The 11,799-nt window shown below is 62.7% G+C and carries 8 protein-coding genes; 2 read left to right on the plus strand and 6 right to left on the minus strand.

The features are described from left to right. Nucleotides 1-881 precede the first annotated feature (881 nt). The gene (locus MYF83_RS14840; RefSeq protein ID WP_248960895.1) at nucleotides 882-1,502 is read right to left on the minus strand and encodes a hypothetical protein; all 621 of its coding nucleotides are present in this window, start codon (nucleotides 1,500-1,502) and stop codon (nucleotides 882-884) included. A gap of 152 nt (nucleotides 1,503-1,654) precedes the next feature. Next, nucleotides 1,655-3,991, minus strand: coding sequence for a tetratricopeptide repeat protein (locus tag MYF83_RS14845; RefSeq protein ID WP_248960896.1), 2,337 nt, complete (start codon nucleotides 3,989-3,991; stop codon nucleotides 1,655-1,657). A gap of 701 nt (nucleotides 3,992-4,692) precedes the next feature. On the opposite strand from MYF83_RS14845, the gene MYF83_RS14850 reads away from it, so the two are divergent. Together MYF83_RS14850 and MYF83_RS42700 are read left to right on the plus strand one after the other, a co-directional pair. Then, nucleotides 4,693-5,754, plus strand: coding sequence for an EcsC family protein (locus tag MYF83_RS14850; RefSeq protein WP_248960897.1), 1,062 nt, complete (start codon nucleotides 4,693-4,695; stop codon nucleotides 5,752-5,754). A 256-nt stretch (nucleotides 5,755-6,010) separates the two neighbouring features. After that, entirely contained in the window at nucleotides 6,011-6,316 is a 306-nt protein-coding gene (locus tag MYF83_RS42700) for a TraM recognition domain-containing protein (RefSeq protein ID WP_308201454.1), read from the plus strand. Between the two features lies 1 nt (nucleotide 6,317). On the opposite strand, the gene MYF83_RS14855 is transcribed toward MYF83_RS42700, so the two are convergent. From MYF83_RS14855 to MYF83_RS14870, 4 genes are read right to left on the minus strand one after another with little or no spacing between them, the layout of a single operon-like run. Continuing rightward, nucleotides 6,318-7,655, minus strand: a complete 1,338-nt coding sequence (locus MYF83_RS14855) for a hypothetical protein (RefSeq protein ID WP_248960899.1) — start codon at nucleotides 7,653-7,655, stop codon at nucleotides 6,318-6,320. A gap of 1 nt (nucleotide 7,656) precedes the next feature. Beyond that, nucleotides 7,657-9,429, minus strand: a complete 1,773-nt coding sequence (locus MYF83_RS14860; RefSeq protein WP_248960902.1) for an Hsp70 family protein — start codon at nucleotides 9,427-9,429, stop codon at nucleotides 7,657-7,659. Continuing rightward, a complete protein-coding gene (locus MYF83_RS14865) occupies nucleotides 9,426-10,655 on the minus strand; it encodes a hypothetical protein (protein WP_248960903.1) in 1,230 nt (409 codons plus the stop codon). The genes MYF83_RS14860 and MYF83_RS14865 overlap by 4 nt, the downstream gene beginning before the upstream one ends. Further along, entirely contained in the window at nucleotides 10,652-11,782 is a 1,131-nt protein-coding gene (locus MYF83_RS14870) for a hypothetical protein (protein WP_248960905.1), read from the minus strand. The genes MYF83_RS14865 and MYF83_RS14870 overlap by 4 nt, the downstream gene beginning before the upstream one ends. Nucleotides 11,783-11,799: the final 17 nt, after the last annotated feature.

The raw sequence follows: 11,799 nt of genomic DNA on the forward strand, positions 1-11,799 counted from the left end.
TTCTAGGGAGAGCAGGGCGGGGAGCTGCCCAGCATCACCTACCGCCGCGCCTGGCAGAAGGCGCGCAAGACGGCCTTCACCGATCAGGAGTACGCCTCGCCACTGGCCAGACGGGTCTACGACCTCCGGCACGCCTGCGTGTCCACCTGGCTCAATGCCGGGGTGCCCGCTACCCAGGTCGCCGAGTGGGCTGGCCACAGCACGGAAGTCCTCCTACGGATTTACGCCAAGTGCATCGTTGGGCAGGACGAAGCGGCCAAGCGTCGGATCTCCGACGCCCTGGGGGAGTGATGACCGAGCCCGATCCCGTGGGAAGGCATTGGGAGGATTAACCGCAAACGCTCGGTGGCAGCCGTGGACAGCCGGACATGAGAAACCCCCGTGTGACCGCGTTAGTGCAGGTCAGGCGGGGGTTTCCGCAGCTTGTGATCGCGGGCCCTGCAGGATTCGAACCTGCGACCGTCGGATTAGAAGACGACCGGCGACCACCACCCCCATCACCCCTCCGACCTGCACCGCAACCTTTCGGGAACCGGCTGGCGGCCAGCGCCATCCCGCGCATATCCCGCAACGGCGCCCAGCCCCGTCACCCGGTGGGCCGGGCCGAGGAACGAGGCCCCGCCCGTCGATCGCCCCCAACCCCGCACGGCGCCCAACCACCGCAGGGCGATCGTGAGGGCAGTATCTGAACGGCGTCAAACAGGGCCACATCCCGTTCACGGGACGTGGGCCTTCGAGTCGGGGCCTGGGAGATCGGGCACGTGCTGAACCAATAGTGCCTCGGAGCCTCGTGGCCGGCTAGGGAAAGCAACTCGGATCAGCGATAGCCCACCCGTACTCATCACCGGAGCACTGTCACAACGGCATAGCGACCTCGCCGATCATTCTTGGGTGCGAGAGTCCCCCTCGGATGTCGCCATCTTGGCCTGAGCCGCGATGATCGCCTCCGACATCTGTTGTTGAAAAAGAAGATGAGCTTCTAGTGACGATTCCCACGTGGACGCAAGCAGTGAGTCGGCTCGCTTCAACTCATCGGCGAGCCGCTCAATATCGCTGATAGTCAAGTGGGTTTCAGAGTTATCGAAGTGTCGCAGTCGACTTCGAAAGAAGTGGTAAACAGGAGACTCGTCATTCTGAGCGGGCGGCGACGCCCACAGACGGCACCCCTCCTCTGGGTCGCACACTTGCCACACGCCGTGTATCACTAGATTTCGCCTACTCCAAAGGTCGGAAAGAGACCCGAGCACCCGCAACAGATCGTCGTATTCGCCGAAGTCGTGAGCATCATACTCGCTCCTCGCTTTGAGGACAGCACGCAAGTTCTCAATAAGCCAATCCCAACTTTGTCTTTCAAATAGGACGTTAAGGTTTTCCCCTGCCGGGTAATCATTCTCGGCGCGAACGTACTCTCGAAATATCCAGCGAAGAGTTGCCTCAATATTCACGCTTTCGGCAGCTACGCGACCTATAGCCGCGTAGAGGTCACGGGGGGTATCATCCATGACAATACTCTGGCCTAGTGTCGGCCAAACTTCGAGAGAATAAGCCTGATCGAACCTGGCGGCGAGACCGCAGCCAGGTCATACAGTGCAGAGCTTCAGGTGGAGCGGGCTACTGCTGGAGACATGCTGATCATGAAAGGAGTGGCCGCGCCCTAGGATGCGTGCCCAGGTCCCTCACGTAACCGATCTAGTTCCTCGCTAACGGCCGCCAGATCTTGCTTACTTTTCAACGTGTGGGGGTGCTCCTCACCAAGCACTCGGCGAAAGACCTTTAGCGCTTCTAGATGCTCAGCCTCAGCCTCCTGCAACCTTCCCAACTTCCTCAACACGTGCGCCAAGTTCCTCCTAGTGCCCAACGTGTGCGGGTGCTCTTCACCCAGCACCCTGCTGCGGACCTCGAGCAGGGCTCGACACTCAGCCTCAGCCTCCTGCAACTTCCCCAACTCGCCTAGCACGCCCGCGAAGTTGCCCCATGTAGTTAACGTGTGGGGGTGTTCTTCGCCCAACTCCTGGCGAAAGAGTTCGCACAGGGCGGCGTAATCCGCTTCGGGGTTCTCCAATCGTCCAAGGCTCCAAAGCACATTCACCAGATTGTTTAGGCTGGACAACGTGTCGGGATGCTTGTCACCCAGCACCTTGCGCCGCATTTCCAGCGCGGTCCCATGAACGGCTTCGGCCTCCTCGAACCTACCCAACTCCTCTAACGAGAGTCCGAGATTGTTCATGCTGGACAACGTGTCGCGATGCTCCGCACCAAGGAGCCGGTGGCGGATCTCTAGCACTGCCCGATGCTCGGCTTCAGCTTCCTTAAACCTGCCCAACTGTCTTAACACATTCGCCAGGTTGTTTCTCGTGGCCAACGTGTTGAAATGCTCGTCGCTCAGAAGCCGGCGGCTGACCTCTAGCACTGCCCGATGCTCCGCCTCAGCGTCCTGCAATCTACCTAGCTGCCTTAACACATTCGCCCAGCTGCCTCGGGTGGCCAACGTCGTCGAGTGCTCGTCGCCCAGAAGCCGGCGGCTGACCTCTAAGACCGCCCGATGCTCCGCCTCAGCCTCCTGCAACCTGCCCAATTCCTTGAACACCCTCGCGAGATTATTTCTGCTCGCCAACGTGTCGGCGTGTTCATCGCCCAGCGTTTCCCGGCGAAGGGTAGTACTGGCGCCCCAAGCCAATTCGGCGAGGTGATAGCGGCCCTGCCGATCGACGATGGATGCGATTTGATCAGCGTCTTCGGCAAGCTGGACGTGATTGAGAGCGGCGAGGATCACCCTTTCGTCAACGTGGGCAAGGGGGCCTTCAGACAGCTGTAGAAGGTCAACGAGGTAGTCAAAGACGACAACAAGATCACTGTCACCGGCCTGTACGGGTGACAGCAAAGCGGTGGTAGCGCGCCGAGGTCGCGTCGCCCAGGCCCACGCCTCCTCCATGGATTCCGGCCGCAAACGGTGGCCGCCTTTGGCGTTGAGGTACGTGGTGTGGAGTTCCTCGATCAGTCGGCGAGGGGCCGGCGTAGTAAATCCCGCGCGGCGGCAGTCGATGGCGGCAGCGACCAGAGCGGCCCCACGCGGGTTGACACCCACGTCCCAGGCGTTATCGAAGTCGCGTTGCAGTTCGGGGCCCGAGGCAAGATATTCAGCAATCCCGTACTCTCCTGCCTGCTGCACGGCAAAAGCGATGCGGGCATCCGAGATGAGATCTTGGGTCCGTTCTAGTTCGCCGGAGCTGAACCTGCGGGCCAGTCGAATCGTATGAGCCTGCTCCAACGTCTCTTGCACCTCGCGTCCAGCTGACCGCGCGGCTTGGTCCGAGTCCGCAAGTTGGCTGGTCAGGCGAGCCTGCTCGGCACTGCGCAAGGTGGCCAGGATGACCCTTTGGCCCTTGCCGCTCGTCAGACGTGCAACGTGCTCCCGGGTCAACCCACCGGTTCCGAGGTAATGCTCCAGATCCGACAACCACAGCACGGCTCTACGGGCGCGGGCGGCCTGCTCTATGGCCGCGGGGAGCGCGGTGCGGTCGTGTGGGGCTATCAGCAAATGCTGTGGCAGGGCGGCTCGCATAGCCTCGAAGGCGGTACGGGACTTACCTGCAGTTGAGTCTCCAACCAACAGTACGAACCCACTGGCTGTGAGGTGTTCACGCAACTGCACGTCGATGTCACGGGGCACGTACACGGGCTGCTGCTTGTCCGTGGCGGGGGTGAGCACGATAGCTGGGTGCACCCCCAGTCGGATGGGATCATTGATCTCGCTCACCTTGGGCAGGCGTCCATTTGGCAACACCAAGCAGCCGTCTTGGAGCTTCAGGACACTCTCCTCGCGGCGGGCAGCCACCTTTTTGTACCGGTCCTGGACGAACCCAGAGAGCACCGTCACAACGGGGACACCCACCGCGGCTGCGCCGATAGCCCATGGATTGGTCACCTTGAAAGCCGTGAGCACCGCTGTCGCCGTCCCAAGTGCGGCCAAAGCAACAACGATGATCAGCACACGGCGTTCCTGCCACCGGCCGCCGCTCATGCTCTCGCCTCTCTCAGTGACCGAAGATTCGCACGCCGAAGATAGGACGAACAACTGAACGATCACGTTGCCATACAACCGTCACTCCAGTGGCCCGCTCAGCCAGGATGTCCGGTGGGCCGTGGCCGAGAATGCAGTCCCGGACCTTCGATCGCCCCAACCCGGTCGGTGGCCGACCACAGTATGGCGATCGTCGTGCTGCAAAGGTACGGCGACGGCGCCCCTGGTCGGCGGGACGGCTTGGTTCGGCGGGCACTCTGTACGGCGGGCGGCCCTGAGTCCCGCCGCCGTTCGGGACCGGCGCCCACGCCGCACGCCCGGACGGCGGGCGGGCGGCGGGCCGTGCGGCGGCGCGGAGCGCCGTCGCCTTGATCCTTATGAGCGCAATTCGGCAAACCTGGCAGCCTTGACATGGCAGCCTTGATGCCAGCCGCCTGGATTTGACAAGTGATCCACAGAGGCTAATACGGAAGCCTCAGGTGTTTGCGGGTGATCCCGATGAAGGCAGAATGGGAGAAGGCCGCGCGGGCCCACGTTGACGACACATCTTCATGATCCCGCGCGGCCCTTCGCGCGGACGGCGCGACGCCCAGCCGCCGGCCGCTGGCGCACGTCGTTGGATGATCCGTGGGGCGAGCCGATCTTGCGTGGTCCAGTTTCGAGGAGGCTAGATGGGTATTGAGGGCATGTCGCCTTACGACCGTGCGGCGTGGGACCACTGTATTAACGAGATCTACCGACCCGATGGCAGGAAGCTGCCGGCTTGGGTTCGAGACGCCGCACGCAAAGCCGGAACAGCGATCAGCCGCGGATACACGGCCCTTCCCGGTACCGATAGATTCGATGCTCTTCTTGAGCGGGCGTTCGACGGAGCGTTGGCCCTCACATTTCAACCAGCCCTCGCCAGCGTCCGTGCATCCAGGGTCGTGCAGCAGTTCGCGAGTCGTCACCCTGGCGTGACGAGGCTTGAGGATGTTCGCAAGCTCGACCTTGAAGCCTGCGACAAGATGCTCCCGCCCAGGTTCGGCTATACGGTCGTGGCTGCCGTGCAGGGCGGATCAACTGCGCTGGCGGTTACAGGGGCCGAGGTTTCCTCAACTGTCAGCGGGGGTGTAACGGCAGGGGTTGCCGTCGCGGCACTTGCCACGGACGTTATTGCCTCGTTGGCATTGATGGGGCGGAGCATCGGTGTGGTCGCGGCGAGATACGGATACGACGTGACTCTTCCTGAGGAAGAACTCTTTGCGCTCGGTGTCCTATCACTAGGCACAGCGTCGTCGTTGGGCGGAAAGACCACAGCCATGGCCTCGCTGTCGCGGTTGACACAGAAAATGATGCGGCATGCCACGTGGGCACAGCTCAAAGAGCACACGCTCGTGTCCGTGATCGATGCCGTATACAAGGCTCTCGGGTTCAAGCTCACAAAGCAGAAACTGGCCGAAGTCGTTCCTCTTGCGGGCGTCGGTTTCAATGCGGTTCTCAGCGCTGAGATGACCGATCGCACGTTCAGGCGAGCAAAAGCGGTATATCGACTTCGGTTTCTCTCGGAGAAGTACGGCATCGATCCGAAGACATGGATGCGCGACTCAGGGCACACCGACGAAGCTGTAGTTGAGGTGGACAACTTCCTGGACGAGGGCCTCAGTTCGGGAACCGCCCAAGGCCCAGAAGCAGGCGAACTTGGGAAAACGCGTAATGCCGACGATTCCGACGAGAGACCTGATGCGCAGTGAGTGGCGAGACGTACCGGGTTGTATGGGCACCCTTTGTGCCGTCTTGCTCAATCCGCCGCTTCGGCCACCATCGGAGACCATCTCCTTCAGGAATTTGACAGCGGTCCTTCCCATGGTGAACTGCAACTTCCTGCGAATCGCCAATCTCTTGGACGTCCCATCCAAAGACCAGAGTGGACTGGCTTTCATGGAGATACGCGAGACCGATGTGGCCCGCTCTCGCTCCCTGATCCAGGACGCGATCGATAGTTAGGTCATCCTCGGCGGCACCTCCTCAGCGCGCGACCTCCAAGACCTCTCCGCCCTCATCGGGGAACGAGACGAACGCACCGACACGATCTCCGTTGGCGACTACGGCTCCCGCTCCCTCCAGCGTTCCACGCGCCGCGTACCAGTGATGCCGCCCGAGACGATCCGCACCCTGCCCTTCGGCACCGCCCTCATCCTGCTCCGCAGCGCTCCGCCACTGGTCACCGATCTGCGGCCTTGGACGGCATGCAAGGAAGCAGTGCAGCTCCGGTCGGATCGCACCGACGTCGAGGCCGCGCTCCGCCGGCGATAGCTCAGACTGCCCGCAAGCGGTCGATGTGTCGCTTCTGCTGCTTCTCGTCCTGCTTGATGTGCACGCTGACGAGCACGCGTCCACCGTTCGGCTTGTAGTAGATGCGGCCAAGTCGCTGGCTTCCGGCAATACCGGTCGCCAACTTGGTGACCTCGAACCAGCCAGGCATTCCTTCCAAGTCCTTCCCGACAAGTTGCCCGGCGTCAATCTCGGCGAGAGCACGCATGGTCGATGACGGCGACTCCAAGTTCGCGAGGACGTCGACCGCGTCCAGGATGAAGTCCAACCGGGAGAACGCGATCGGCAGGAACTCAGCCACGCCGCCGCGCCGCGGACGGTTCGCGGTGGCAGCCCGAAGGCGCTCCGTCTCAAGTGCTTCGAGTTCGGCAACGCGGTCGACCAGCGCTTCGACCTGATCGGCAAGATCGTCGGCGCGGCTGCGCTGCTCCTCGGCTTCAAGTTCCGACGAACTCGCGCGGTCGAGGAGCGTGGCGTTCTCGGCCAGTGCCAGTTCGCGCAGTTCCTCGGCGTCAGCCCGGCTCCTAACGAGCTCGGCAGTGTCAGGGCCGCTGCCCACGCTCTCACGGAGGGTCGCGAGCTGACTTTGAAGATCAGATCGTCGGCGCTCTGCCAGCGCCAAGGCTTCTCGGTGACCGCGCTCATTGGCCTCCGCCGACGCAACCGCACCCCGCAGGTGTGCGACTTCTCGTTTTGCAGCCTCGGCCCGTCGACTCAGCGCGTAGAGCTGATCCAGGAGTTCCTCAACACGGGCCTCCGCGTCTGCGAGGCGCGCCGCTGTCGGATCGACCGGCGCCGTTACCGGTTCAGCAACTGCTGGGGGCGAGATGACGGCACCGACGAGGGCCAATGCTTCGTCCCTGCCGCCCTTGAACCGAAGGCGAGTGAACCAGTCGTAGAAGTTCCCGTTGCCGGCTTGGCGATGGCTGACGTCCCAGCGCTGAACACTGAGGTCTGCCGCTTCCAGTGCATCAACGAGTCGGCTCGCGACCCGTTCTGGGGCGTTGAAGACGACGTAGTGGCCGTACTGGTTCGATTCGAGATACCAGTCGATGTCGAAGCCCTTGATGACGTCATCAACGTCGTCGGATGTCGGTGCATAGGGGATGTCGGCACCGGCGAAGAGGAAGCGATCGCAGTCTGCGATCTCCCAACTCGGTCCGCTGAGGTCAATGACATCGTCGACGTGCAGGGCGTATACCGAGCCGGCATAGGCGACACCCGCATAGCCGTCCGGCGTGAGGCGAACTGGCCTGCGGATGGCAGCCTCGACCTCCATGCCCCGGTCCAGGACTCTGACGGCCGTCTTCGCGCTGGCCATGTCAGGCCGTCCCGCAACGGCACTCCGGGTCACCCCACGGGCGCTTACAGACGGCACAGGGCTGGTAGTACAGATGTTCAAGCAGTTGGGCTTGGGTGGCACCGTCTCGCGCGTGGCGCGCGAACGCTGATGACCTGTGGAGGTAGAGCACGTCGCCTGGCACCGCGGCCTGGTCCTGACTCTGGCTCACGTTTGCGCGTACGACGAGTCCGGACGCCGGGACAGCGTCGGTTTCATCTTCTCCTTTTGGGTCACCATCACCACCGGCGACAACGCCGTCTGGAAGTCCTAGCCCGAACTCAAGGTCGTAGTAGGACGCCTTCGCGCGATCGTTCGCCTGACTTGATGACGCTTCGATCGACAAGATCAGGTCATCGTCGAGAACGACCTCAAGTTCAAGTCGTTCGTGCAATGGAGGTGCCGTGTGATCGACCTTGATCGCAACGATCCCCAACGAGGTTCGCCGCTCGCTGGCTTGGGGGTGCGCTGAGAGAGCCGTCGGAGTCGCGATCGGGAACTTGGCGATGCCGTCGGTCGGGTCGGCACAGAAGAGATGCACCCGGTCATGCTTCGCCTCGCCACCCAGCGGCATCTCGGTGCCGGCTGTCAACAACGGCATCCGCGAGCCTCGTGCCAGCTCCAACTCGATGGGTTTGGCAAGACGCAGCCTCTGACGGTCGTGGGCAATCCAGGCAGCGCCTTGTGAGATCAGTGTCGCGCTGTTGGCGGGAACCTCGACCCGATCCGGGCCGAACATCTCGTAGAGCCTGCTTCGGATGGCGGGCATCGCCGCCATACCGCCGACGACGACACAGAGTGCGACCTGGCCCGGTGCCATCGAGAGGCTATCGAGCAGAGACTCGATCTCGTTGATTCCCGCGATCACGAGGGGCCTCGTGATCTCTTCCAGTTCCTGTCGGATGAGCTGGTACTGCAACGTCGCACCGGACTGGAAGTAGCTGGGTCGGTAGAAAGTGACGTCCACCCGGTCAGCGGACAGTTCGATCTTGTTACGTTCAGCGTCTTGAAGGAGTCGGAGTTTGGCTTCCGGGATTGCCAAGTCGTCGTCCCCGATGTCTTCTCGAGCACGGAAGCGCTTCACGACCTCGTCGCGGATGACTTTGTCGAACTCGTCGCCGCCGACCTGGTCCGATCCGCCGTTGCGCAACTGCCGGATCTGGGAGTCGTCGACGCGACACAACGTGAGGTCCAGGGTTCCGCCGCCCCAATCCACGACGAGCACATTCCGTCTCGCGAGGCGTCGAGCCATCTCCTCGGGGTCTCGGGACCCACGGATGAATCCGTATAGGGCTGCCAGAGGTTCGTGTACGAACTGGGCGACGCTCATTCCCGCGCCGGCGAAGGCCTCTCGAAGTGCCGCACGGCGTACGCCGTTCATTGTGACGGGGATCGTGACGACGGCGTTGTCGAGAGCGCCGAGCACGTTCCGTTGGGGGCTCCGCAATGATTCGGACCGGACGTGGCGGACGACGTCGGCGACGATGTCGACCGGGCTCCTATCAACCCCACCGACCGCCACTGCTTCTTCGCCGAGCAGGAACTTAGGTGACTTGACGGTGTTTCCGTGGACGCCGATGCCGGCAGCTCCGAGTGCGTCTTTTGCTTCGTGTCCGACGACGACTTGCTCGCCCTCGTATCGAACGATCGACGGATGCGGTCGACCGGTCTCGACATCCATGACGTCGATGACGCGGTCGCCGACGACGACGGAGATGAGGCTGTTGGTCGTGCCAAAGTCGAACCCGACAATCATGCGAGTCCTCCAGCAGCGTCCTTCAGTTGTTCCACTTCACGCGCAAGTGCCAGGAGAGATCGGTCCAGGAACTCTTCGGCAACGCTCGGGGCGCCGTTTCGCAATGCGTGGAGTCCATCGGTCAGTAGGTCGATCTCGCCGCTCAACCGTCGAATAATCCTCGTCCGGAGGGTCTCGTAGTCGTCTGCCATGTGACTCTTGTCGACGACGCGGTTGTCGCGTTCCGCGGCGAGCTCCTTCTGGAGGCGGACGATGTCGGCCGTGAATGCCTCGGCTCGGGCTGTCGCCGCCTGCTCACTGGCCCTTGCGGCCTGAAGTTCCTCGTTGAGCCTGGACTCCCGGTTTGCCGCGGCGTCGACCGCCCGCTCCAGTTGGGCGATTTGACGATCGAGGCGAGCGATCCGGGCGATGTAGTTGGCTGCCACAAGCCCGAGCACATCGAGGTCACAGCTGGAGCCGATCGTGCCGACTGCACGTTCCAGGCTGGCCGCTTCAGGAACCTCGTGCTTCCACGACGAGTCGTTCGACTCGTCGATGTACCGGTCCAAGTTCCAATCACGCTGAACTGCACGAAGAAGGCCGTAGGAGGCGACGGCGTTCTTGACGAGGCGATCGCTGTCCGCTGCCTTGAACTGGTCGGCCGCAAGGCCCAGCTTCTCCGCGTCGACCTTGCCGGCCTCATCTCGCACATGCTGAGGCGAGAGCTGCGGTTCCCGCCGGGGGTCGAGCAACTGATCCGTCCAGACCCGGAACACCGGGTTGTTGGACATTGCCACGATTGAGAGGTCGACCAGCCGACGCAACACGCGTGCAAGGTCACCATCCTCGGCGCGTTTGAGATCGACACCCTGGCGTGCCACGTACTGAAGTAGCCTGAACGAGGTCGCCAAGGTCGGGTCTGTCGGCGAAAGAGAAGCGATGAGAGCGCCCTGAGCCGTGATGCTCTCATCGGTAATCGGGAGCTTCTTGAGCGACTCCTTGGAGAACTCAAGCAGCCGAGCGTTGGACTTATAGGCAAGCTTCAGCAAGTCCTCGACGGAGTCCACCTGCGGCTTGGGCTTGCGAGGAGCACGCTTCTTGGGCTGCACGCCCTTGCCCTCCTCAGCCGACGGGGTGGGCGGCTGAGTCTGCTCGACAGCCACCTCCGTTGACTCGACGGCTGACGGCGGGGTTTCGGCCGCGGGTGCTGCCGGCGCGACAGCGGCATGCTGATTTTCCTCGTTCAATGTCCTACCTCTTGCATTCGAGCGCGGAATCCGGTGTACCACGCGTCAGTGTCTCTGGAGTGCCGGAGCGCCTCGCTGTGCTTGCTTGCTTGCTCGACGTCACCCGCAGCGAGCAGGGCTTCAGATGCAACTAGGCGGACCTTGAACTGATCCGCCGGTCGCAACTCGTTCAACGCCGGGAGCAGGTGGTGAAGCGGTTCGAGCTCAGACCCGTCAACTGCCATTGCGCTGACGTTGAGCAGCTCCTCCGTCACCGAGTCACTGAGAGCCTCGTCGAAACTGCCGTGCGTCCGATCGATCAGGCTGGCCGTGGCAAAGGGGGCTCCCTCGATCATTGAGCGGAACCGTGCCGCGACGTCAGAGACACGATGGCTGTTCGTCTTGCGCATCGCCAGATCGAACTGGTTGTAATGAAGGGCGACGAGACCGCAGATCGCCTCGGCAGGTGGACGGTCGAATGCGCCGAGGACCGAGACGGCGCTGTTGTAACGCTGCTCGTACAGCGGCGCTCCGGTCGCATCCGCCGGTCCCGCGTGGTCTTGGCTCGCCTCGCGGTGAAGGACGCCGTACAGATAGCTCGCGAGTCCTTCTCGGTAACGCCGTGCAGTCTCGCCTCGACCTGCCCGCATGATGAAAGCGTCGATCGTCTGGCGGCTCAGTTCGCGGTTCGAGATGAGCTTGTCGAGCGCTTGGTCGACCAACCAAAGGTCCTCCTCCTCGGCAAGGCAGAAGTCGAACTCAAACGTCCGCTCCAGGGGACCGTTGAGGACCGTGACCGTCTGCACGCCGCTCTTCGTGCTGGCAAGGAAGTGGGCCGCCTGGTCCGGTGTCGAGGGCCGTCCGTTGACGCTGATCGACGCGACGTCCGAAGCACGCCAGTCGGAAGGCGTACTGAACGCGGTGACCATGAGGCGGGTTCGCCCGCACTCTCGTCCCTTGAATACGAGAGTCGGCCGTTTGGTCGCGTGCCCGTCGAACCGGTGCGCGCGCCGATCCCGCTCGGTCGAGAAGATCAGACCACATTCGGGACAGGGGAACTCCGGAGGCTTGGGCGGCGGCGGCGTCCAGTCATGATCCTCATCGCTGGGCTCATGGAACTCCATGTATCCGGTGTGCCAGAACCCCACAAGGCCTCCTCTCCACG

Source organism: Sphaerisporangium perillae, from assembly GCF_023276435.1.
Classification (GTDB): Bacteria; Actinomycetota; Actinomycetes; order Streptosporangiales; family Streptosporangiaceae; genus Sphaerisporangium; species Sphaerisporangium perillae.